At 37.4% G+C, this 26,225-nt stretch carries 16 protein-coding genes; 3 read left to right on the top strand and 13 right to left on the bottom strand.

Annotated features, from left to right (window positions below):
- Window positions 1–2: 2 nt before the first annotated feature.
- The 6 genes from CWS31_RS13465 to CWS31_RS13440 form a co-directional block, all read right to left on the bottom strand.
- Complete coding sequence (locus CWS31_RS13465) at window positions 3–1,052, bottom strand: 3-oxoacyl-ACP synthase III (protein ID WP_101343928.1); 1,050 nt, start codon at window positions 1,050–1,052, stop codon at window positions 3–5.
- A gap of 391 nt (window positions 1,053–1,443) precedes the next feature.
- Window positions 1,444–5,433 (bottom strand): thrombospondin type 3 repeat-containing protein, encoded by a 3,990-nt coding sequence (locus tag CWS31_RS13460; RefSeq protein ID WP_101343927.1) that lies wholly within the window; start codon window positions 5,431–5,433, stop codon window positions 1,444–1,446.
- Between the two features lie 306 nt (window positions 5,434–5,739).
- Window positions 5,740–6,345: a hypothetical protein gene (locus CWS31_RS13455; RefSeq protein ID WP_246143536.1), complete on the bottom strand. Its 606-nt coding sequence runs from the start codon at window positions 6,343–6,345 to the stop codon at window positions 5,740–5,742.
- 198 nt (window positions 6,346–6,543) lie between these two features.
- The gene (locus tag CWS31_RS13450) at window positions 6,544–8,163 is read right to left on the bottom strand and encodes a methyl-accepting chemotaxis protein (RefSeq protein ID WP_101343926.1); all 1,620 of its coding nucleotides are present in this window, start codon (window positions 8,161–8,163) and stop codon (window positions 6,544–6,546) included.
- 309 nt (window positions 8,164–8,472) lie between these two features.
- A complete protein-coding gene (gene ggt / locus CWS31_RS13445; protein WP_101343925.1) occupies window positions 8,473–10,311 on the bottom strand; it encodes a gamma-glutamyltransferase in 1,839 nt (612 codons plus the stop codon).
- Window positions 10,312–10,379: 68 nt separating this feature from the next.
- A complete protein-coding gene (locus tag CWS31_RS13440; protein WP_101343924.1) occupies window positions 10,380–11,030 on the bottom strand; it encodes a tRNA-uridine aminocarboxypropyltransferase in 651 nt (216 codons plus the stop codon).
- 241 nt (window positions 11,031–11,271) lie between these two features.
- Here CWS31_RS13440 and rrtA point away from each other — a divergent pair, with 241 nt between their 5' ends.
- Window positions 11,272–11,874 (top strand): rhombosortase, encoded by a 603-nt coding sequence (gene rrtA, locus CWS31_RS13435; RefSeq protein ID WP_101343923.1) that lies wholly within the window; start codon window positions 11,272–11,274, stop codon window positions 11,872–11,874.
- A gap of 128 nt (window positions 11,875–12,002) precedes the next feature.
- Here the strand turns inward: rrtA and galE are convergent, their stop codons facing one another.
- The 7 genes from galE to CWS31_RS13400 all read right to left on the bottom strand — a co-directional run bounded on the left by galE (window position 12,003) and on the right by CWS31_RS13400 (window position 19,929).
- Window positions 12,003–13,049: a UDP-glucose 4-epimerase GalE gene (gene galE / locus CWS31_RS13430; RefSeq protein ID WP_101343922.1), complete on the bottom strand. Its 1,047-nt coding sequence runs from the start codon at window positions 13,047–13,049 to the stop codon at window positions 12,003–12,005.
- Window positions 13,050–13,125: 76 nt separating this feature from the next.
- A complete protein-coding gene (locus CWS31_RS13425; RefSeq protein ID WP_101343921.1) occupies window positions 13,126–14,154 on the bottom strand; it encodes an acetyltransferase in 1,029 nt (342 codons plus the stop codon).
- Between the two features lie 67 nt (window positions 14,155–14,221).
- Window positions 14,222–14,842, bottom strand: coding sequence for an adenylyl-sulfate kinase (gene cysC, locus CWS31_RS13420; RefSeq protein ID WP_101343920.1), 621 nt, complete (start codon window positions 14,840–14,842; stop codon window positions 14,222–14,224).
- A gap of 53 nt (window positions 14,843–14,895) precedes the next feature.
- Entirely contained in the window at window positions 14,896–16,623 is a 1,728-nt protein-coding gene (locus CWS31_RS13415; RefSeq protein ID WP_101343919.1) for an SLC13 family permease, read from the bottom strand.
- 187 nt (window positions 16,624–16,810) lie between these two features.
- Entirely contained in the window at window positions 16,811–18,211 is a 1,401-nt protein-coding gene (gene cysN, locus CWS31_RS13410) for a sulfate adenylyltransferase subunit CysN (RefSeq protein WP_101343918.1), read from the bottom strand.
- A gap of 81 nt (window positions 18,212–18,292) precedes the next feature.
- Window positions 18,293–19,192 (bottom strand): sulfate adenylyltransferase subunit CysD, encoded by a 900-nt coding sequence (gene cysD / locus CWS31_RS13405; RefSeq protein WP_101343917.1) that lies wholly within the window; start codon window positions 19,190–19,192, stop codon window positions 18,293–18,295.
- A 374-nt stretch (window positions 19,193–19,566) separates the two neighbouring features.
- Window positions 19,567–19,929 (bottom strand): ComEA family DNA-binding protein, encoded by a 363-nt coding sequence (locus tag CWS31_RS13400; RefSeq protein WP_101343916.1) that lies wholly within the window; start codon window positions 19,927–19,929, stop codon window positions 19,567–19,569.
- A 572-nt stretch (window positions 19,930–20,501) separates the two neighbouring features.
- Between CWS31_RS13400 and mfd the strand changes: the two genes are divergently transcribed.
- Both mfd and CWS31_RS13390 read left to right on the top strand, forming a co-directional pair.
- A complete protein-coding gene (gene mfd / locus CWS31_RS13395) occupies window positions 20,502–24,215 on the top strand; it encodes a transcription-repair coupling factor (protein WP_101343915.1) in 3,714 nt (1,237 codons plus the stop codon).
- Between the two features lie 128 nt (window positions 24,216–24,343).
- Window positions 24,344–25,981, top strand: coding sequence for a CsiV family protein (locus CWS31_RS13390; RefSeq protein WP_101343914.1), 1,638 nt, complete (start codon window positions 24,344–24,346; stop codon window positions 25,979–25,981).
- Window positions 25,982–26,225: the final 244 nt, after the last annotated feature.

Below are 26,225 nucleotides of genomic sequence, written 5' to 3'. Positions count from 1 at the left end.
ATTTACCACTTAAGCCCCAACATCATGCAGTTTAAGCCACTGCCTATACCTAAAAAGCTAACATTATCACCTTTTTGTAAAAAGCCTTGATCATGCGCCATTGCCGCGGTAACCGGTAATGAAACTGTGCCCATATTGCCTAGTTTTTGGTAGGTTGGAAATTCTTTTTCTTTAGAAATCCCTAAAGCAGTTAATACTTGCTTTTGGTTAGCTGCACCAACTTGATGACAAATAACTTTATCAACTTGTGTTTCAACCCATTCGCGTTGCGATAAAAAATGTTCCCAAGTATCTTTTGCTAAAGAAACACCTTCTTTGAGTAAACTCACCGCATCGGTACGCATAAATTCACGGAATAATTGTGGACCAACTTCTTTTAAGCCCCACTGACATAAATTATTATGCTCAGGTGCTGATAAATGGCTAGCGCCAAGTAATTGGTGACTTCGATCTGTTTTTAAATCAAAGCTACCATCCGTAAGTAATACCGCAACAGCGCCAGAGCCACCGGTTAAAGTAGCTAAAGAACGAGCATAATTTTGCATCGTTGGCTCGGCAAGCATATCGTCAATGGTTACATCTACTATGTGACGTGCAGATTCACACGAAACCACTAAGCCAGCTTTAATTTGACCAAGCTCAATTCGATTAGCAATATCTAAAATACCTGACAGCACGCCTAAACACGCATTGCTAATATCATATATTGCAGTGTCTTTTAATACACCTAATTTTGCAGCTATACGACAAGCTGTTGCTGGCTCGTGTTGATCACGACAAACACCGGTGTAAACAACCGCACCTATATCAGCAACATCAATACCTGTTTCTTGCATTGTTTTTTCTGCAGCAACAATTGCGCCATCAGAAAGAATATGGTCTGCTGGCCACCAACGGCGTTCATCAATACCAGTTAATGCGGTTAATTGTCCCATTGGGATACGAAACTTTTGATATAAAGGAGTTAAACGAGATTCTAGCTCTACGCTGGTGACAACTTCAGGTGCCAGTTCATACGATAAGCTATTAATAAATACGCGGGAATATTTCATTTAGATGACTATTGCTTATTTTGTCTTGGTTATGTGTCTAGGTTATCTTGCGCAGCATGACGTTAAATTCATCAAGGGTCTGATGAGACATGCAGCTAAATAACTAATATTAATTATTTATGACTATGGGCGTCATTTGACCAAGAATATGACAAGGATTCAACAAAAAAAATGATTTATCGGTGATCTACGCTTAATAACTGATAATTTTAACTTAAATGATCAGTTATTAAGCTAACCTGTGAGCGCTATAAGTAATTAGTTATAACGGCTACTTAGTCGTTCAACTTTTAATTTCCTGTTAACAAACCCTTTATTGATAACTACTATTTCTAACTAATATTGATAACTGCTCTTAATTAGCACTATTGATAACTACTATCAATGGCTACTACCGATTGCTATTTTCTTTACGACTAACCAACAGTAGATGTCGTGCTCTCATCAAGGCAAATAAAGCTAACGAAAGTAATGCTAATATTGAGGTACTACCACTGCTTGATTTTTCAGGAGTTACATCAAGAGAAATTGTATTATTGTCAATCACCGCAATGCCGCCTGGATCATCAATTACACCATTAGCAATGCCATCAGCATCATTAGCGCCACCATCTTCAATCAATAGTTTTAAACAAGTATCACCAATATTTAAACCCACTTGATAAAGATCGCTGTGCGGCGGCGGACAAACACCATTGACTGGTAAGCTTGTAGCAATAACGTTTTGACTGTCTTCAACAAAGTCGCTCCATTGTAAATCACTATTTACTTTACGGTAAACCGCATAATCTTTAATAGCTTGGCTTAATGGTAAAACAATAGCAACTGAGCGACCAAATGGTGTAATGTTATGAATTTCAAAATCAAAATAGCCCATAGTATTCACCAAAGTATCTTGCTCAACCAACCCTGTATTCGTTAGCTCTTGTTGAGTTAGCTGTACGCCATCTGAGCTTTGGTGAAGCGCAAATTTACCTAATTTTAACTGTAAACCTGGTTCAGTTTCAGCTAATTTAACCACAGCTGCATTAACATGTAATGGTTGTAAGTATGGAATTGTTGAATTATCCATATAGGCCGGCAAACCGTCTAGATCTTCATCACTAAAACCTTCAATATTGTCATTAATACCATCTCTGTCGGTATCTAACCCCCGTAACGTTTGCTGAGTTGCCAACAACGGAATATAAAGGTGCTTAGTTTGTGACAGTTCTTGCGTTCCACTATTGGTGGTATTTCCGCTGTCGGTAACAGTGACACTAATATTGATCAGCCCTTTGTTTTCATCAGGAATAGTTACATTTTCTACAGGAAAAACCCACTGCAATTCATCGCCCGATTGTACTGCGGCTAAATAATCTGGAATTTTCCAATCAATTTGATGCGTGTCTAAAATATTACTATCGGTAATTGATAACTCAACCGTCACCTCACCATCATTTTTAGCCACACTCGGTACTTGAATACCTTTTTGCCAAAGCGTTAAATTGATACTCGGCGCAACATTATCTTCTGATACGGTAATTACATGTGACTGGTGTACGCCTGCATTAACGCCCTGCTCAAAGCTTACAATTAAGGTTTCATCTCCTTCTAATTGAAAGTCGGTATTGAGAGCAATGTCAATAGAACCTAATACGCCTTGTTCAATCACTATGTGATTATCAGCCATAGTATAATCAGCTTCATCAACACTGCCTGTAATAGTTAACGGAATAGTAACTGGGTATGAAGGAGCTTGGCCTGATAAAACTACAGACACTTTTGCTACGCCGCCTTCAGCAACCGTTTGCGCTGAGCTAAAATTCACCAACGGATGAATATTTAAGGTTTGCGCTGTTGTGGCAATATTACCTGCATTATCAACTGCTCGCCAAAGTATTGAAACTAAACCTGAGCTAACATTTTTAGCGCCAGTTTCAAAACCAAGTGCGGTTAAGCCACAACAATTTCTGCCATCAAGACCATCACGTACTGTAATATTAGTTAATTCGATTAAACGATTAATATCGAGCATTGTATAAGTATGCTCTGCGTTAATGTGCACAGCTTGAGGCGGCGTAATAATTGGCGCGTAATCATCATTTAACGGATTAGTTCCAGCTAATGCTTCAGCAAGGTTACTCACCCCATCAAAGTCAGTGTCTAACAAGCCATCATCTTTATTTAATGGATCAAAGTTATGAAGCAATTCAAAAACATCACTCATGCCGTCACCATCATCATCCAAATCAGCATTATTACCAATTAAGTCACCATCGGTATCAAATCGTTCATTTGCATCAAATGGCATTTGGTCTTCAAAATCTAAAAAACCATCATTATCATCATCTGTGTCTAATATATTACCTAAGCCATCACCGTCGGTATCTACCGATTCAATAGGATTAAATGGAAATGCGTCATCAATATCTCTAATGCCATCATTATCATCGTCTGCATCGGCATTATCGCCTATGCCATCGTTATCTGAATCTTGCCATTCTGTTGCATCAAGAGGAAATAAGTCGATATTATCTGGACGACTATCACCATCGTCATCTAAATCCGCGTTATTGCCAACGCCATCGTCGTCAGTGTCAAACCATTCAAGAGGATCATTTTTAAAGGCATCTATTGCATCAGCGAAACCATCATTATCATCATCACTATCGCTATTATCGCCAACGCCATCGCCATCACTGTCGTACTGCTCAGCTGAATTTAATGGATAAATATCATCGCCATCTAAAACGCCATCGTTATCATCATCGTTATCAGCGTTATTACCAGTGCCATCATTATCACTATCTAGCCATTCACTGGCATCAAAAGGAAACGCATCAACAAGATCAGGAAAACCATCGCCAACTAGGGTCACATAATGAGTGTCATCATCAGAGTCGCTATTATCACCAATACCATCACCGTCATTATCATTCCACTCAAGTGGATTAAAAGGGAAAGCATCATTAGCGTCTAACACATTATCGCCAACACCAGTTGTGGCGTGAGTGTCATCATCAGGATCGGTATTATTACCAATACCATCGCCATCGCTATCACGATCCTCTAACAGATCTAACGGAAAAGCATCATCCGCGTCAACAATACCGTCATCATCATCATCAGGGTCGGCATTATTACCAATGCCATCGCCATCAGTGTCTACTGATTCCGTAGAATCAAGTGGGAAAGCATCAAGACTATCAAGTACACCATCAGCATCATCATCTAGATCAGCATTGTTACCAGTACCGTCGAGATCTGTATCTAAATATTCGCTTGGATCCAAAGGAAAAGCGTCTGACGCATTACCGATACCATCACCATCTATATCGTTATCACTGTTGTCGCCTAAACCATCATTGTCAGTATCGAGCCATTCGAGAGAATTAAGCGGAAAAGCATCATTAATATCTAAGCTGCCGTCACCATCATCGTCAGTATCAACCCCGTCACATATACCATCAATATCGGTATCAAGACGTTCAAGCGGATCTAACGGACAAGCATCAAGATCATCTGAAACACCATCACCGTCATCATCATCATCGGCATTATTACCAATGCCATCGTTGTCCGTATCAATACTTTCTAAAGGATCAAGCGGTAATGCGTCTAAAGTATCAAGGATACCGTCTCCGTCATCGTCGTCATCGGTATTATTTCCTATACTGTCACCGTCGGTATCAAACCATTCGGTATTGTCATAAGGAAAAATATCAAAGGTATTCACAATGCCATCGCCGTCAATATCTGGATCTTGTGCATTACCAATCCCATCACCATCAAGGTCAGCATTAACATTGAAGTCAAGTGGGAAGGTATCATCGGCATCATTAACGCCATCACCATCATCATCATTATCGGCATTATTGCCAATACCATCTAGGTCGGTATCTAAGTATTCAAGAGGGTCAAGGGGGAATTGATCATAAACATCAAGTACGCCGTCACCGTCATCATCACTGTCGGCGTTATTACCGATACCATCAAGATCGGTATCTAAACTTTCTAATGCGTTAAGTGGAAATACATCAAGTGCATCGGGTACGCCATCATTATCATCATCGGTGTCAGTATTATTACCTAAACCGTCTTGATCGGTATCTAACCACTCACTGGGATCATTTGGCAGGGGATCGTAAATATCTATCGCCAAGTCGCCATCATCGTTATTATCAATATCGTTTGTGAGTCCATCACCATCAATATCATCGTCGCTATTATTACCAATGCCATCAAGATCGGTATCAAGCCACTCTAAGGGATCATTAGGGAATTTATCGACGGAATCATCGTAGCCATCACCGTCGGTATCAACGGCAAAAGCATGACTACTGATTAACAGTGACAAGATAATTAAAAATTTAAAGCTACGTATTTTATACTTCAACACACGCTTCTCCAAAGTGAGGGAAATAGGGTGAAAATTTTTGTCAGTTAGTTGTTATCGGCAACAATTCCAAAAGATAAAACTTTAATGGACGTCAGTGTTACTTAATCTGAGATCGGGATAATGAAATAGTACAGTAAAACAAAACCAACTATTTGTAGTCGCGCATCTACAATCGTTTTAGTTATTCGTAGTCCAAGGCGAGAAAGCGAAGCCAATAACGAGTTATTGGGAGTTTTCTTAACGAAGAAATACGGATAAATAAGGCTGTTGTAGCACCTTGCTTATTCCGAACTCAAATTACTTAACTTAGTAACCTATTTGGCGACCAAAACGATAATTATAGCCAAGGTACAAAGTACTAATGCTGCCAAAGTCTGAATAGCTCGGGTAATACTTTAAGCCTAGTTGTATGGCTGAGTTTTTAGTAAAACTTTTTTGCAGCATAACTGACATAACAGGGTTGATATCCCCCTGATTAGCAAAGTAAATATCATCACGGTCTAAAGTTGGTCTAAAAACAAGTTTGTGTTCACTCAAATTAACTGCAGCAGCCACTTGAAACTCAATCATTAAGCTACTAATTAATTTGTCGTAAGAGCGAGGGTAATAACGATAAGACAAACCTAATTCAATGGTCTGTAAGGTGAAATCTAAATTGGCATCATCCCAAGTTTGACTCGTTTCATCTAAGTCAGTAATTGCGACATTTTCAAGGCGGTTATAACTAACCTGCCAATTAAATGCTTTTTGATTAAAAAATTCATCACCAAGAACCAGACTGTAACCATAGCTTTTATCTTGGTTAGGTTTTTGTAATTGCACTGAACCTTCTAATGCATAGCTTTGACTTGCCGAAAAAAGCGCAATCAAACTTAATACTTGGGTAATAAAACGGGTTGTTTTTGCTGCCACTTGTTTACACTCCTGCCAACATTTTGTCGGATATTAGGGACTATTAAACGATTAATAACGTAACAAGCAATTATCACACCAGAGAATAAAGTGAGAAGAAATTAAAAAACAGAAACTATTGAAGCGATGATAATAAAACGGCTTATACTCACTAAGCCGTTTTACGTTACTCTGATATATTGATTTTGACAGGATGGTTTACATTTTAAATTTATTAATCTCTATTTCTAAGCTTTCACTAAGCTTTTGCGCCTCATTAGCAGCACTTCTCGCTTCATGAGATACCGTAGAAGTATTGCTTGCCGTATCAGAAATATTAACAATGCGTTGAGCAGTGTCTTCGCCTGCGGCTAATTGTTCTAACGACGCCGTTGAAATATGGTGAGTCATTTGCGATATACCTCCTAATAAGCTGGCAATTTGTTGTAACTGCTCTGAAACCTGTTTAGATTTTTCAACGGTTTTTTCACTAGTGGCGATACTTTGACTCACTGAACTTTTTGCTTCTTTCGTAGCACTTTGTAATTTAGTGATCATTTGATGAATTTCTTCAGTGCTTGCTTGCGTGCGCTGAGCAAGTTGCCTAACTTCATCAGCAACGACGGCAAAACCTCGCCCTTGTTCACCTGCCCTTGCCGCTTCAATTGCCGCATTTAATGCTAATAAATTAGTTTGCTCAGCAATACCTTGGATCACGGTTAATACATTCGCAATGTTATTTACTTCATCATCAAGTAATTGAATATTAGTCCCTGCATTTTCAATTTGCGTCTCAAGTAAGTTAATTGTTTCAGAGGCTTCCTTGGTAAGAGCATTGGCAGTATTTCCTTGTTTTTCTGCATCAATAACAGAATCAGCTGTTTGTTTAGCGTTGTCCGCAACATTACTTGCCGATGCGGTTAATTCAGTTATTGCCGAGGCAACCATTTGTGTCTCTTCATTCATAACCCTTGTTAACGTATCTAGCTCACCTGCGCGACGCTCTGAGTTATCTGTTTGCGTATGTAGATGATCTGCAACATTTTTAATTCCTTGTAACACCTCTTGTAACGATGCTTGCATAAAGTTAATGGCGCCAACAACACTTTCTTTGTTGGCATAGCTAAATTGACTTTCTTGGTTGAGATCACCTCGAGAAACTTTTAATACTAATTGGTGTACATCTTTAATTTCAGCGCCCAAAGCTGTATTTAATGCAAGTCCAAAACGTGCTAAAGCCGAAGATAAAATAAGTGCAATAAAAATAGATAACGTAAGTAACCATTTAGCTGTATCCCAATAACGCGCATCAGCTTCTGCATTACTGATCCCTGTACCTATATACCAACCCCATTTAGGTGTTTTTTGTACAACCGAGGTTAAGTCTACAACTTTACCTTCTCGCTCTGAATCCCAATGATATGTAATGATTTGATTAGTTTTATTACCAACCAGTCTTGCAACCATTTGACCTACACTTCCTCCATTGGCATCTTTAAAGTCATTAAAGCTAGTACCGTGTAATTGCGGGTCATGCGGGGTTGCAACAAAGTTAAGTTGCTCATCAACCACATAAACATATTCTGAGTCGTGGTATTTATTTTCTCTAAGTAACTGGGTAGCAAACTCTTTTGCTTGTTGTTCTGAAAGTCCGTTTTTACTACTAAGTAACTCAAATTGTTCAATGATATTAACAGTAGATTTCATCAATTGGTTTATTCGAGCTTTATTATCAGCCTCACTTGCCTGAGTTAATACTTGTAGACCAAGCAGCGCAATACTCATCAACGATAAGAACAACACAAGTACAAAAACTAATATTTTTGTTTTTAAGCGCATTAAAACACCTCAATTTGATTTTTTATTTTAGTTACAACGTTTTAGTTACTCTTTTAAGTGACTAATCAACTAATATATAACTGCTATCTTTTACTAACAATTGAGCTGAAAAGTTTTGAAAAGCAAATATTGAATTCCTATCAATTATGGCTAGTAATTCAATAAACTCAAACAGCACACTATTTAATCTTAAACAGCTAACATCTTCTTACTAGCAATGATTGTGCCTAGCAGTAACATATTGAATTAAAATCAAAGAGAATGTACAAGCCCAGTAAATAGCCTGTTAACAATGCGTTATTCTAATTATTAATGACCTAATGCCAGCCCTTCACGTCTTGGATCTGCGCCGCCAACAAGCCCTTTTGGCGTTAATTCAATCACATGAACACCGCTATTAAGCTCTTGAATAACTACTTGATGCCCTATTGCTTCAAGCTCAGGCTTCAGCTGCACAATATCAGTGCCTTGTTCTAAGGCTGTTACATCATTTCTATTAGTTACATGCGGTAAACTAACAGCTTGTTGTACATTAAGTTGCCAATCAAGCACGCCAGCAATAACTTGTGCTACATAATTAATAATACGGCTTCCGCCAGGAGCACCAAGAAGTAGACGTAAAGAATTATCTTTATTAAAGATCATCATTGGTGCCATTGAGCTGCGTGGTCTTTTCAACGGTTCAACCCGGTTTGCTACCCACTTACCATTAGTTTTTGGCGATAATGAAAAGTCAGTTAATTGGTTATTTAAAATAAAGCCTTCTACCATTAACGCCGAGCCAAAGCCGTTTTCAATACTACTGGTCATTGATACTGCATTACCTTGTTTATCAACAACCACTAAATGCGTGGTAGAAGGTTTTTCAATGGCATTGTCATCACCTAAATCTTCGCCTTGTTCAGGCTCTCCCGCAGAGGCTTGCTCCATATCCTTTTTTTCATCAATTAACGCACCACGTTTTGTCATGTATTCGCTATTAAGTAAGCCATCAACAGGCACGCTAACAAAGTCACTATCGGCAATATATTTGTTTCTATCGGCAAAAGCTAAACGTGCACTTTGCGTTAATAGATGTGCAGCTTGTAGTGAGTTAGGTAAATATTGTGATAATTGAAACGCTTGTAATTGTGCAAGTATTTGAATAACGGTGATCCCGCCAGAGCTTGGCGGTGGCATGCCACATACTTTATATTGATGATAAGGTGCACAAACAGGTGGACGTTCAATAGCACGATAATTATTCATATCTTCAATACTTAATAAACCAGGCGAAATAATCGATTGTTGAACCTTATCGACAATTTTTTTAGCGATCCAGCCTTGGTAAAAAACTTCAGCTCCTTCTTTAGCTACACTGCGTAATACTTTTGCTAATTTAGGGTTTTTTAATAAATCTCCAGCTTTAACCCTTTCGCCATTTGGTGAAAAATATGCTTTTATTTCTGGCATGCTATAAAGGCCAGGATTGTAATTACTTCCAAGTAACTTTACTAAACGTGGTGAGACAATAAAACCATTTTCAGCCAGCTCAATAGCCGGTGTGAATAGCTCTTTCCATGGTAATACACCAAAACTATCATGTGCTTTTTGTAGTGCGGCAAGCAAGCCTGGTACACCCACTGATTTACCACCAACAACAGCATCAACCCAGTTTAGAGGCTTACCTTCTTTATCTAAAAATAATTCACTTGTTGCCATTTTAGGCGCTGTTTCTCGGCCATCAATGGTAATCATTTTCTTGGTTTTATTATCCCAATGCAGTATAAATGTGCCGCCACCAAGCCCTGATGATTGCGGTTCAACCAAGCTTAATACTAATTGTGCCGCAATTGCTGCATCAATCGCGCTACCACCTTTCTCCATCATTAGTAACCCTGCTTTACTTGCGTAAGGATTAGCAGCAACAATCATGTATTCTTTCGCATAAACGGCTTTTTTTTCAGTAAATCCGGTAGCGGCTTCGGGCTCACGATCTTCTCGTTTTAAAAGCGGCACATCATTTATTGAGGGTAAAATCTCGGCATACGCATTGTGACTTAAAAAAAACGTAGAGATAAGCAGCGCTAAGATTATAGGTTTTACTGTTATGAATTTAACCGCTATAGATTTAACGCAAACCCGGAGTAAGAATAATTGATGAAACATTTTTTTTCCTTGGTATTTGATTCTTGCTTTCAATATATTTTCAGCGTATAGCCATGAAAAACAGTATTTTACGTAACAACGCGCTCTGGTCTAAAAGATAATTGAAATTGATTAAATTCAGCAAATTTATCGAGTAATGGTTGATATTTTCCTGCTTGATTAGGGCCAATATCATCAGCACCTGATTCCATCAACGCTAGTGCATAACAAGCAGCTTCTAAGCTAGATAACGCATTCTTTTTAGCAACTTTACGAATATGATATTGCCCTGCGTTTGCAAGGTTTTCAGGTAAACATACCTGCGGCAACTGTTGGACATTGTGCGATAACATAAACATTCGATACGCCTTTTTCCACGTACCATCAAGTATAATTAAACATTTTGGTTTACATTGTGTACTCGCGATAGAGTTTTGCTTTTGCAACCTTCTAATTAAAGAGCTCTCTATTATTTTTGCCTGCTCACTTGGGTATAACAGCAAGCTATCATACTGTTTAATAACTTGTTGTAATTCAAGATTATCTGAAAAATTTTCTCCTACAATAATTTGGCAAGAATTTAAAGATTTAGCCAATAGCGCAATAGTTCCTTTAACTTGTGTGACTTCACTAGGGTGTTGCAAAACTACCACATGCGTAACATTCACTACGGGTGTCGTAAATTGGCAAATACACGATTTTTCAGGTCTTTGGCAAGTGTCACAAAGTATTCGGGACATAGATAAAGTAAATCTCTTAGTGTAATTTCAAGCTTGCGATAAGTTTAACAAATTTCTTTATTATTTAACTCATCAGTTCTTATTAGTAAGTGTTATTTTAGTATTCATTAATCATACCTAGTAAGCTGAGTATGTTTAATTGGGTATGATTATTATCTAATACCCAGTGCAACAATCGTTGTATACTTTAGCATTGTTTTATAAATCATTAACTCTCCAGTTCGGATACGACTATTACCTAATGACATTTACAGCCAAAAATTTACCTATACAAAAGCAGCACACTCTTATTGTAAGCATTATTTCAATACTCGCCATTTTAGCTTTTGTATTTGATGATCAAATAGCTAACTTATTTGTTTATCAGCATAATGCGATTAGCCAAGGTGAATTATGGCGAGTATTTACCGGACACTTATTTCACACTAATGCTGTACATCTTTTATTAAATTTATCTGCGCTACTTTTATTATGGGCACTACACGGACATTTTTATAATATTAAAAATTACAGTTTAATGTTTATCAGTTCAGCGTTAGTTTGCAGCTTAGGTTTATATCTTTTTTCACCTGATATCAGTCAGTATGTTGGTTTATCTGGAGTTATCCATGGAATTTTTGTATTTGGCGCTATCATGGACATTCGCCATAAAGATAAAACAGGATATTTATTATTTATCGGTGTTTGGTTAAAAATAGCTCATGAACAGTATTATGGAGCTAGCGAGCAGGTAGCAAATTTGATTGACGCAAATGTCGCTATTGATGCCCATTTGTGGGGGGCTATAGGAGGTTTAGTATTTAGTTGTGGTTATATTATTTATCTTAACGCTAAAAAGTCATAACTATTACACATAACTATTACAGAGATGGAGTAATGATTGTTCAAAATAAACAATGCTATAGAGAAGTATTTACTGTTAAAAGTAAATACTTCTCTATACAAGATTACTAGACTTTAATTTACAACAAATTAAAAGCCATTAGGATTTTCTGATTGCCATCGCCATGTATCTTCTATCATCGCTGTTAAATCTAATTTTGCTTGCCAATTTAACAAACTACCCGCAAGTGCCGCATCAGCATAAACAGTTGCTAAATCTCCTGCACGTCTCGGTACTATCTTATAAGGAATATCAACCTTACTAATGTCTTTAAAGGTATTAACTATTTCTAAAACAGAAGTGCCATTACCTGTACCTAAGTTGATCGCTTGGCAACCTTTAACCGTACCTTTAGCATGACCCAAGCTCTCAAGGGCTTTTACATGACCTTGCGCTAAATCTACTACGTGAATGTAATCACGTACGCCAGTGCCATCTACCGTGTCGTAATCATCACCAAACACTTGTAATTGCGCTAAACGCCCTACCGCCACTTGGGCAACATAAGGTAATAAGTTATTTGGGATGCCATTAGGGTTTTCACCAATCAAACCTGATTGATGTGCGCCAATTGGATTAAAATAACGTAAACACGCAATAGACCACTGTGGATCACTTTTCGCTAAATCAAACAAAATATGTTCAACCATTAATTTGGTTTGACCATAAGGGTTGGTAGCAGAAGTTGTCATGGTTTCATTTAACGGCGAAACATTATTACCATAAACAGTAGCTGATGAACTAAACACTATGTTTTTAACACTATGTTTAGCCATAATCTCTAATAGAGTTACTGTGCCAGAAACATTATTGTGATAATAAGACAGTGGTATTTCAGCTGACTCACCAACGGCTTTTAAGCCTGCAAAATGAATGACGGCCTCTATATTATGTGTAGTAAAGACTTTATCTAATGCTTGTGCGTCACAGATATCAGCTTCAATAAAAGTAACGGTTTTACCGGTGATTTGTTCAATACGATCAAGTACTTTTGTTGAAGAGTTAGACAGGTTATCGACAATAATTATCTCTTTAGATAAGTCCTGAGATACACCTTCTTGCTCTGCACTTTGTAGTAGTTCAACAACCGTATGACTACCAATATAGCCTGTACCACCCGTGATTAATAAACTCATAATTCCATTACCTTTAAATTGATTCGTTCAAATTTTAATAATTCTTAACACTTATAATTAGTTTATCGTTAAACGCTTAGGGTTGGTAGTAGCTTTCAACCGCTTTGATAAAATCAGGTACGTTAATTTCAGGTAATTCATTTACTCCCGCAGCTGCAGCTCTTCCGCCCCCCGTTGGGAATGATGCACAAATATCACCCGCACCTTGTTTATTATTAAGTGGCGCGCGCAAGCTTAAAGTATAGCTTTGCGCTATTTTATCACTACTTTCAATATTACCTTCAGCACTATTAGTTTTAGCAATTATCTCTGTAGATTTAGCTTTATTAAGCGTCAAGACAATATGAGCTTTATCAGGGGATTGATTCGCTAGTTCATTGCCATAAACACCACTTACTCTACGAGACCAAGCAGCATCTTCAAGCACTATCGTTTTAACGATATCATTATCACTTAATACTTGTGATTGTTGCGCTTTTGCCATATCAGCCAAGTATGCGGTTTTGAGCTGCCAAAATATTGAGTTTTCTTCATTGATAAGCGTAAATGGATCTGGATATTTTAATAGAGCTTGGTATAAATCTGCAGGGTCAAAGTGTAAATCATCAACACTCGCGCCATAACCGTTGTAATTAATATAAACACCTAATTCATTTAATTGTGCTTGCTCTGTTGCGGTTAAACCTTGCTTGGTTGCTAATGTTTTTGCTGAGGCTTGCATGTTATCGCCAAAAGCCGCGGCAATTGCCCAATTAACATATTGACCTTGTAAGTAGTCGTTTATTAACAAACTAGTACAAGTGTTGGCATCGGTATTGATTAAGGTTTTAAGGTGAGTAGACTTAGGTATATCTCCCGCTCTGTGATGATCTACATATAAAACATCAACATCGTTATCAAGTAATTTTTGAAGCGCTTCAACATTTTTTTCGAGGGAAATATCTAATACAGTAACAGCACTTGCTTGCGCAATATCAACTTGTTTAAGTAGGCTAATGTCACGTTTAACACCCGTCACTAAAACTGATTCTTTTGGTTGTGCTAAGCGCAATTGTAACAGTGCTATAATACCGTCGGCATCGCCATTAAATACATCGTAATGCATGGAGTTTCCCTTTCCTTAAACTTATTATTAATTATTTATAAAATATAAAGACAGACTAGGCACTTGTTTACGCTGACTGTAAAGAAGCTTGTGTAATAAAACCTTTAGCCATTAAGTAACCAACAATTTGCTCTGCACATTCTTCAACAGATTTAGTATCAGTTTTAACATGTATCTCTGGATTTACTGGTACATCGTACGTTGAGTCTATACCAGTAAAATCTTTAATTTCGCCCGCACGAGCTTTTTTGTATAAGCCCTTAGGGTCACGTGCTTCACACACACTAATTGGCGTATCAATGTAAACCTCAATAAATTCACCTTCTTCAAGTTTAGCTTTGGCTTGTGCTCTGTCGCTAGCAAAAGGCGAGATAAAAGCTGTTGAAACAACTAAACCTGCATCAAGAAATAATTTTGCCACTTCAGAAATACGACGAATATTTTCTACGCGCGCTTCATCACTAAAACCTAAATCACCATTTAAACCATGACGTACATTATCGCCGTCAAGTAAATAACTATGACAACCTAGCTTAAACAATAAAGCATCAACGGCATTAGCCACGGTAGATTTACCTGAGCCACTTAAACCGGTATACCAAAGTAATGCTGGTTTTTGTTGTTTTAAATCGGCACGTTGTGCTTTGCTAATTTGTTGATTATGCCAAACGGTATTTTCTGTTTTCATAGTGTTCTCATATTGAGTACTCGCTCATATATAATGGCGATAACTGTCATAGGTTAAAAAGGAAAAACTAACGGGATCATGATGATCGCGGTAATACTATAAATGATTGAAATAGGTAAACCAAATTTTACAAAGTCGCTTAACTGATAATTACCCGCGTTATACACCATAACATTGGTTTGATAACCATAGGGGCTAATAAAACTACCGCTAGCTGCAAAGGCAACCGCCATAACAAACGGAATAGGATCAACATCCAAAGCAAGAGCTATATTGTAAGCGATAGGAAAAGCTAAAGCAGCAGCTGCGCTGTTAGTAATTAATTCGGTCAATATTAAGGTTAAAACAAAAATGAGTACAAATGCAATGTAGATACTTTGACCATGTAAAAAGCCTTCAATATTTTGCGCGAACATACTGGCAATACCAGTGTTTTCTATGGCTGAGGCTAAGGTTAATGCGCCTAGCACTATCATCCAAATCTCAAGCGGAAAGCGTCTTTTTATTTCGTTGACGGTAAGCGCACCACTGAAAATTAAAAAGGCGATATAAATAAATAAACAACTCAATAAAGGCAGTGTGGTAAATACAGAAACGAAAATACTGGCAACAAATCCCCAAACAGTAGCGTAGTCGCGCCAGCCACTAAGCATGTTGTCTGCTTGACGACCTGATAGAATATAAAAGTTTTTCGATAAGTTAGTACGTGTTGGAAAATCTTTACCAACAGCCAAGACTAAAAAGTCGCCTGACTGCAAAACAATATCACCTAACTTACCTGATAAGGCGCTCCCCTCACGGCGAACGGCAACAACAGCAGCATCAAAACGCGCCCGAAAGCCAGCCTGTTTTAAGCTTTTGCCAACAATAGCAGAATCACTTTTAAGCAGTACTTCAGTTAAGTTATCGCGCAACAAATCATCTTGCTCGGCATATAAACTTAAACCGTCAAATTGTTGTAAGGTAAGTACTTTGGAAATATCACCACTGAAAATGAGTTTATCGTTAGCTTGAATTTCATCTTCAGGACAAATAGCCGAGATTAATCGCCCTTGGCGCACAATCTCTACTAAGAATAATGAATCTAAATTTCTTAAGCCATTTTCTTCAATAGACTTACCAATTAAGGTAGATGAAAGCGAGACTTCAGCTTCAAGTAAATAGTTTTCGGTAATTAAATCATCTCGACTAATATCGGGTAATGTTCGACTACGCAATAAAATAACGATAAGACATAAAGCGAACGCCGCTAAACCTATCAAAGAAAAATCAAAGAAACCAAAGCCTTCATGGCCTTGTTTAATCAATAAGCTGTTCACAATAAGGTTGGTTGATGTACCTACTAAAGTCAGTGTACCACCCAATATAGCGGCGAATGACAGCGGTAATAGTAGTTTACCAGCATTGATTAGTTGGTTTTTTTTCACTGTGTTAATCAGCGTTGCCACAACTGCAGTATTGCTCATAATAGCCGAGGCAAAAGCAGTGCCGAGCAATAAACGTAAACTTGATTTAACTTTTGAGCCGTGAAAAACCCCTGCAGACAAGCGCCTTAAAATACTAGTTCGCTCAAAAGCAAAAGAACATAACACTAATAAAACAAGAGTAACTAATCCGGGATTAACTGCATTGGTTAAGATATCATTTACGCTAACAAACGACAGCGCTAAACACACCAAAACCGTCACAGAAAAAACGCGCTCTGGGACTTTGCTGTATTTAACTAAGCTGATAAATGTAGTGATAAAAACCGCCACCATCAACCACTGCTCTATTACCATTTATGATCTACTTATGTTTATGTTTAAAATTGGTCTTGTGCTTATAAAAAGACGCCACAAACTCTTAACAGAGCTTATGGCGATTTTGTCACACTTATTTTGTCGAACTAGTTTTGTCAAACTAATCTGTGTCCGACTTAAAAGTGCATACCGTTTACTGAACTAAAGCGACTAAGTAAGCTAAAACCTATTTAGTTATGTCGCGAGCACCCCAATGTGGGAATTGCTTGCGAACTAGTGCGTTTAGTTCTAATTCAAACGCTGAGTATTCTGTTGCATCTTCAGCAATAGCATGATTAATCATACCAGCACCAACCGTTAGATTACTTAATCTATCGATGATAATAAAAGCACCACTACCACGGTTAACTTGATAATCATCAAAATGTAATGTTTCACCCATTACAAAATCAACACTACCAATTTCATTTACAGCAAGTTGTGCTGAGGCAGAGGCTTCCATAGTGTTTACATCATACTTATTGACTATTTTACTAGCATGACCTGTGGTCATTTTGCTGCCGTGTTTAATAAAGTACTCGCGCCCTGCTTCTAGCTCATTTTCATGCATCCATACTACAGTTGCATTTAGCTCTTTAGCTGAGGTTGGTAAACTACCTTTTTTAACAATGATTTCGCCGCGGCTAATATCAATTTCGTCTTCTAAAGTTAATGTTACTGCCATGCCTTTATCAGCACGGTCAATGTTGCCATCAAAGGTAACAATTTCTTTTACTACACTTTCTTTACCAGAAGGTAAGGCTACGATAGTGTCGCCTACAAGCACATGACCTGAAGAAATAGTACCAGCAAAACCACGGAAATCTAGGTTAGGACGGTTAACATATTGCACTTGAAAACGTAACTCACTAAATTCGTTTTTCTCTTTTACATCAATGGTATTTAACAACTTCATTAATGTAGCACCCGGATACCAATCCATGTTTGCACTTTCTTCTACTACGTTGTCGCCATTAAGCGCCGACATAGGTACAAAACGTACATCTTCAAAGTTAAGAGATTCTGCAAATTCACGGTAATCTTTTTTGATTGCTTGATATTTTTCTTGTGAGTAATCAACCAAATCCATTTTGTTCACAGCAACAACAATGTGTTTAATGCCTAATAAAGAACAAATAAATGAATGACGACGGGTTTGTGTTTGTACGCCGTAACGCGCATCAATTAAGATGATTGCGATATCACAAGTAGAAGCACCTGTTGCCATGTTACGTGTATATTGTTCATGGCCAGGAGTATCTGCAATAATAAACTTACGTTTGTCAGTAGCAAAATAACGGTAAGCAACATCAATGGTGATGCCTTGCTCTCGCTCTGATTGTAAACCATCAACTAATAAGGCTAAATCGATAGCTTCACCGGTTGTACCTGATTTTTTTGAATCTTTTTCAATTGCTGCTAATTGATCTTCAAAGATCATTTTAGAGTCATGTAATAAACGACCAATTAAGGTACTTTTACCATCATCTACACTACCACACGTTAAAAAACGTACTAATTCTTTGTTTTCATGCTGTTTTAAATAAGCTTGAATATCGTCTGCAATTAATTCTTGCTGGTTACTCATAATGTTTTCCTTCGGAAATTTTTAATCAAATAAAATGTTATGTTGAAAATAGAGGCTCTATCTAAAGTTTAATCTTTAGATTTAGAAGTAACCTTCCATTTTTTTCTTTTCCATAGAGCCAGCGCTATCATGATCAATTACACGGCCTTGGCGCTCAGAAGTTTTTGTTAATAACATTTCTTGAATTATTTCAGGTAACGTAGTTGCTGTTGACTCAACCGCACCTGTTAATGGGTAACAACCTAGCGTTCTAAAGCGAACACTCTTCATTTGTATTTCTTCATCTTTTTCAATTGGCATACGGTCATCATCAACCATAATTAATGTACCGTCACGCTCAACAACAGGACGTTTTTCTGCTAAATAAAGTGGAACAATTGGAATACTTTCTAAATAAATGTACTGCCAAATATCAAGCTCAGTCCAGTTAGATAATGGGAAAACACGAATACTTTCACCTTTTTTAACTTTGCCGTTGTAGATATTCCATAATTCTGGACGTTGGCTTTTTGGATCCCAGCGATGTTTGTCATCACGGAACGAATAAACACGTTCTTTTGCACGAGATTTTTCTTCATCGCGACGTGCGCCACCAAAAGCTGCATCAAAGCCATATTTGTTAAGTGCTTGTTTTAAGCCTTGAGTTTTCATTACATCAGTATGCGTTGCACTACCGTGAGTGAAAGGACCCATACCCATAGCAATACCATCTGGGTTTTGATGTACTAATAATTCAAAACCGTAGTCTTTCGCCATTTGATCACGAAAGGCAATCATTTCTTTAAATTTCCAGTTGGTATCAACATGTAATAAAGGAAAAGGTATTTTACCCGGCGCAAATGCTTTACGAGCAAGGTGAAGTAATACTGCAGAGTCTTTACCGACTGAATACAACATTACTGGATTATCAAATTCAGCGGCTACCTCACGAAAAATATGGATAGATTCTGCTTCAAGTTTTTTTAAATGGGTTAAATTCATCTGCTAATACAAACCTTATGAAAAATTAATGGCGCTATAATGCCATAAATATAGATATATTCCATCATAAGAAACGCATTCTATATATCAAAAAGTAATAAGCACTTTGCTTTTTTATAACATTTTTATCAATACTTAACTTTAAGTTTAGGTTTTAGGTTTTAGGTTTTAGGTTTTAGGTTTTAGGTTTTAACATATTGAGTTAATTTCTGTGCTTTATTGCTACCTAAAGTAATATATTTTACCTCTTGCTTAAACCACGTACTTAAATTTTGTAGAAAAGCAAAACATAATTTTAAGCATAAAAAAATCAGCCGTAGCTGATTTTTAATTTTATATTAAATGCTAATAAAATAACGCGAACAACGCTTAACTTAAATGGTTAATCTTGCTCTATTCTCACTCATGATCTTTTCACCAACACCACTTACCTGGCTCAATTCATCAACCGATTTAAAGCCCCCCATCTGTTCTCTATAAACAATTATCGACTGTGCTCTGCTATAGCCAATACCTTTTAGGGTAAGTAATTGTTCAAGGGATGATTTATTCAGGTTAACTGTTTGTTCTTTAACAACCGCTTGTTCTTGGCTAGATTCAGCAACATTTACCTCTTTGCTGTTAGCTAATAACGGGGTTGTTAATAAAACGACTCCTATTGTAAAAACAGATAATAGTTTTTTAACTGGGTGTGTTTTGAGCGAACTTGTGTTGGGTTGACATGCTTTATTTAACATCTTTAATTCCTTGTAAAGTAATACATCAAAAGTAGCTGTTAAGTGTTTAATTAAAACTTATAGTTAAAATATCTAGCCACAATCTAATGACTACCTAACAGTATTATTAGGTTTAGTTGGAAATATCATTTCTGTCAATGCTAAAGCTAAGCCTAGCTTAACCTAATGAGTAACTAACTCTCACGTAACTTAATAATTTATCGCGTTAATTTATACCCTAACTTAACTCGTAAATTTATTATAAAAAGTTAAGTTCGGGGGCAATGTCGGGGGTGTAGGGGCTAATGAAAGTGTGTAGTTAGTGTTGTCAATCACATAGAATCCCTCTTCTATAATAGTTCCATTCTTGGTAGGACAAGGCAGGAAAGCGAAGCCAATAACGAGATATTCACTTTGAGGGCACAAGTTATGAAAATAAATAAGCAAAATAAAATCTTTATAACACTGTAATTTACAAACAAAAATGCATCTATACTGGCGATCTGAAGCTAGCTTAATTAGAATAGCCACATTATAAATTGCGTCGGTAAAATTGCGCCTCTTAATTAGTGTATGGAAAGTGTAAGGAAATCATGAGCAAAGTAAGTAGCCTGTTAACCCCAGTTTTGGCCAAGCGCCGTGGTAAGAATCCAGATAAAAAAAGTTGGCATAATTTACACGGCAGCAGTAGTAGTTTAGCGCTCTATGAAGCGGCAAAAATAGCCGACACTCCTATTTTATTAATTACCAATAATACACCGCAAGCATTAAAAGTTGAGCAAGAATTAACAAGCTTAGCCAAACATGATAAGCAAAATAAAACCACTATTTGCTTATTTCCTGATTGGGAAACCTTGCCTTACGACAATTTTTCACCGCATCAAGATATTATTTCGCAACGTTTAGCAACCTTATATCAACTCTCGCGTATGGACACTGGCATTATTATTGTGCCTGTCACTACCTTAGTACAAAAGTTAGCACCTAAACAATATATTGAAGCTAATAGCCTGATTATTAAAAAGGGTGACAAAAAAGATTTACATCAAATGCGCCAAGCCTTGCAAGACAGTGGTTATCGCAATGTTGATCAAGTATTAGAACACGGCGAGTTTTCCGCCCGTGGTGCCATTTTAGATATTTTTCCGATGGGCAGTAAAAAGCCATTTCGCTTAGATTTTTTTGATGATGAAATTGATGAAATAAGACTGTTTGATCCGGAAAACCAACGCTCTAAAGAAACCGTTGATGCAATTAACCTATTACCTGCCCATGAATTTCCTATTGATGAAGCGGGTATTAACTTGTTCCGTAGTCAATTTCGCGAGCAATTTAGTGGCAATATCCATAAAGAATCTGTTTACCATAAAGTCAGTAACGGTATATTACCTCCAGGAATTGAATACTACTTGCCATTATTCTTTGCTGATAATAAAGGCGAAAGTAAACAAGTAGATGGCCAAGGAAATAAACTTAGTAACACCTTATGTGATTATTTAACTGATGATACATTAGTGGTGATCAGTGGTGATATTGAACATTCCCTTAAGCAATACTGGCTTGATATTGAGTATCGTTATGAAAATAGACGTTATGACCCAACAAGACCGCTTTTACCGCCGGAGCAGTTATTTTTAACGGAATCTCAGCTTTATAGCGCACTAAAACCATTCGATCGCATCACCATTGCTAAGCAAGAATCAATTCAGAGCCTTGCAATAAAAACCGCAGCGTTAAACGACAATACTTTATTAGCCGCTAAACAAATAGATACCAATGACAGCATTAGTACGGAAATTAACGAAGACGTTGGCAAAGACGTAAATGAAGTAGTTATCGAGACAGTTAGTGAAATTGACGAAACACGAGCTAAAACCAAAAGCAGTGAAATATATTTTGATGTAAGCGCCCTGCCTGATTTAACAATCAATCATAAATTAAAACATCCGTTTGAGCTTATTAATAAGTTTATAGCCAGTAAACTAACACCGAGTAAAGTGTTATTTATCGCTCAAAGCCAAGGTCGTCGAGAAAGCGTACTTGAATTGCTTGAACGCGATAGTATTAAGCCCGCGCAATTTGATAATATTGATGACTTTATCAGTAGCGATGAAAGCATTGGTATCACGGTTAACCGATTAACTCAGGGTTTCTCATTTCAAGCCAAAGGACATAGCCAGAAAAACGCTATTGCTCTAATTACTGAGGCTGAATTATTAGGTGATCACGTTTCGCAAGCAAGACGTCGAACCAAAGCACAAGATTTACAAGCAGACGCCTTATTCAAAAACTTAGCCGAGCTTACTATTGGCCAACCCGTGGTACATATTGAACATGGTATTGGTCGTTATTTAGGCCTGCAAACCATTGAAAACAGCGGCATAGTCACCGAGTTTTTAATGCTCAGTTATGCCAACGAAGCCAAGCTTTATGTACCTGTTAGTTCACTGCATTTAATTGGTCGATACTCTGGTGCCGATAGTGATCATGCGCCTTTACACAAACTAGGCACTGATACCTGGAGTAAAGCGAAGCAAAAAGCCGCTGAAAAAGTTCGTGATGTTGCTGCTGAGTTACTCGATATATATGCCAAACGCGCTAGTAATCACGGTTATACTTTTAAACGCGACAAACAAGATTACCAAACTTTCAGCAATAGCTTTGGTTTTGAAGAAACGTTCGATCAAAAACAAGCGATTAATGCTGTAGTTAGCGATATGTTATCGCATAAAACTATGGACAGACTCGTTTGTGGTGATGTTGGCTTTGGTAAAACAGAAGTAGCGATGCGCGCCGCTTTTGTTGCCGTAAATGACGCTAAACAAGTCGCTATATTGGTACCTACTACCTTACTTGCCCAACAACATTATGAAAACTTTCGTGACCGATTTGCCAATTGGCCGGTAACAATTGAAGTATTATCACGCTTTAAAACCGCAAAAGAGCAAAAAGAAGTGATTGCCCGTGTTGAATCTGGCCACGTAGATATTCTAATTGGTACTCATAAATTGCTACAAAATAGCATTAAATATAAAGATCTTGGTTTATTGGTTGTTGACGAAGAGCATAGATTTGGTGTTAAACAAAAAGAAAAAATTAAGCAGCTACGCAGCAATGTTGATATTTTAACTCTCACCGCAACGCCAATTCCACGTACTTTAAATATGGCCATGGGCGGTATGCGCGATTTATCTATTATTGCCACACCGCCAGCTAAGCGATTAGCAGTAAAAACTTTTGTTCGCGAACACGACGAAGCCTTGATAAGAGAAGCCATTTTACGTGAAACCTTACGCGGTGGTCAGGTGTATTATTTACATAATCATGTTGATACCATTGATAAAACTGCGGCAGACATTCAAAAATTAATCCCTGAAGCGCGCGTTGTTACCGCCCATGGTCAAATGAATGAACGTGAGTTAGAGCGCATCATGAGTGATTTTTATCATCAGCGCTTTAACGTGATTGTATGTACCACTATTATTGAAACCGGTATCGACGTACCTAGCGCCAACACTATCATTATGGACAGAGCTGATCACTTAGGTTTAGCGCAACTACATCAATTACGAGGTCGTGTTGGTCGCTCACATCATCAAGCCTACGCTTACCTGTTAACACCTCATGAAAAGCGTATGACTAAAGACGCTAAAAAGCGTTTAGACGCCATTGCTTCATTAGAAGATTTAGGTGCAGGCTTTACCCTAGCAACCCATGATTTAGAAATTCGGGGCGCCGGTGAATTATTAGGTGAAGATCAAAGCGGATCTATGAGCCAAGTCGGCTTTAGTTTATATATGGAAATGCTCGACCAAGCGGTTGAAGCACTTAAAGAAGGTAAACAATTATCCCTTGACCAAGTGATGTCGAATCAAACTGAAATTGAACTACGTATCCCGGCATTATTACCTGAAGAATACATTTTTGATGTTAGCTTACGATTAAGCTTATATAAACGTATTGCTAGCTGTAAAACTAAAAATGAGTTAGATGATATTCAAGTAGAGTTAATCGACCGTTTTGGTTTGTTACCACAGCCAAGTAAAAACTTAATACAAATAGCCAAGTTACGCCTTAAAGCGCAAACTATTGGTATATCACGTATTGAAGCAAGTGCGACTGGCGGTTCAATAGAATTTAGTAATAGTACAACGGTAGATCCTATGTTGATTATTAGTTTAATTCAAAAAAGCCCTGCAATGTATAGCATGGCGGGGGCAAGTAAATTAAAATTTATTAAAGCCAATGAAGATACACAACAACGCTTTACTTTAATTGCCAATATATTAAATGACTTAATTAAATAACCTGTTAGCAATGTAATGATTTAGTAATGTAGTGCTATATAATGCTAAACTTGAGCGCATAATTTTTGAAGATTAACGTTTCGCTGGCCGCTCAAGCGCAATAATTCTGCCTTAAAATACGGATTTTTATGAAATACAATTTAATCAATGCTTCCAATTTACCTTTTAAGCGTCGTTTTACATCAACTACTTTAGCTAGTTTAGTTACTTCAACATTGGCTTCATTTTGTTTATTCAGCGGCCAAAGTGTGTTCGCTGCAGATAATGATACTGAGGAAGGTAATGGTCGTTGGTTTGAAATTGAAATCATTCTTTTTAAGCATGTAAACACTAATTCATCTGAAAAACCTGAGCAATTCACCCCTAATAATTTAACTGATAAAAAGAAAAATGCTTTTGATTTATTAACGCCTTATATACAACCTAATATTGCGACATTAAAGCAGTTACTTCCTAGTTGTGAACAATCACACCCCGCACTTCCTTATAATATAAGCCTTGCGCCTTTTAGCCTTGATAACCCTGTAGATGAAAATTCGGATGTTAACTCACCAGACAGCTTAAGTGAGAGCTCTACTGAAGCGCTGATTAATAATGACTCGACTCTCCGCAATGTTAGTAGTAATAACTATGCCAATGAGACAATACACAGCGCAGTAAACTCTGAAAACGCTAATATGTCGGTGTCTATTATTTCGACATCCTTTAAAGAGAAAAGCCAAGCTTTACTTGATATTAACGAGCAAAGCCAAACAGCTAATCAGCCATTAACAATCTATACCCAGTATCCTAGTCATTATATTAGTCAAAGCCAAACGCCCTTATGTATTATTCCAACGGCAACGATCACTCAAAACCTAACTGTAGAACAACTTGAAAGCTTTAATGTTGATAGCTTCCCCATTGAAGAGTTTAAAACTACAGTCGACGGCCTTGAGCAATGGCAAGCCGATGAAACCGATGAAATCATTTGGGCAAGCAATACCCCTTATTTAATTAGCGAAGATTCATTACAGTTAAAATCTATCGCTAATAGAATTAAACGCTCACGTAATTACCAATCACTATTACATTTTGGTTGGCGCCAAATAGGTGAAGATAGAAGACAAGCAAAAGCTATCAAGGTTTTTGCCGGTGAAAATTTAGATTTGCACTACCAAGAAGCAATTACTCAACAAAAGCTTAATTCAGAAACGGTTAACAAAGATGCCGTCAAGGAAGGAAGTGCGCAAGGCACTACTGTTCTAAGCATTGAAGAGCAGAAAATAGAGCAAGTAAAACAACAGCAACTAAACCATATTTTCGAACAATTTAGCCTGCTAACAGATACCGATACAGAAACGGCTGCAAACACAGAGCAAGTTAAGCGACTCGTTGCTGAATTAACTTATGCTATCGATGAGCCTAATCAAAACCTGATCACAAACAACACAGTGAATAACACAACGAGTATCACCCCACCGCCTCAGCCTTGGATGCTTGATGGTTTATTTAAAGTGCACTTAGATCATTATCTTTATATCAACACTGAATTTAACATTGCTGAGAAAAAGCATACATTAGTCAAAACAACAAATAACAATTTCACTAACAAAAGTAATAGTGATAACAGTCAATATGAAATCGCATCATTTAAACAAGACCGTCGAGTGATCACCGGAGAAATTCATTATTTCGATCATCCAAGTATGGGCATGGTAGTTCAAATTAGACGTTTTGACCCAACTAAACCAGCAGCAGAAGCGGTGACCCAAGCAAAAAAATAAATGATTAATACCAATTTGATTAAGTTTCTTCTCAACTCAGAGCTATATTCGATACTCATTAACAAGGCAAATTTGTTTCGGTTTAGTCATTCTAAATCAAATAAATTTAACGATGTTAGTGGGTATCGAGATAGCTCCCAGAGGGCGATTTTAAAAGGTTTACAAGCTGCGTTATTGATTTTGACAAGGGAATAACCATTCTCTTCAATCAATGCCTTGCTTTTAAACCTTTTAATTCTCGCTG

Source organism: Colwellia echini, assembly GCF_002843355.2.
GTDB classification, from domain to species: domain Bacteria; phylum Pseudomonadota; class Gammaproteobacteria; order Enterobacterales; family Alteromonadaceae; genus Colwellia; species Colwellia echini.
Note: the sequence above shows the minus strand (reverse complement) of the source record. Positions and strands in the feature narration are given on the sequence as shown.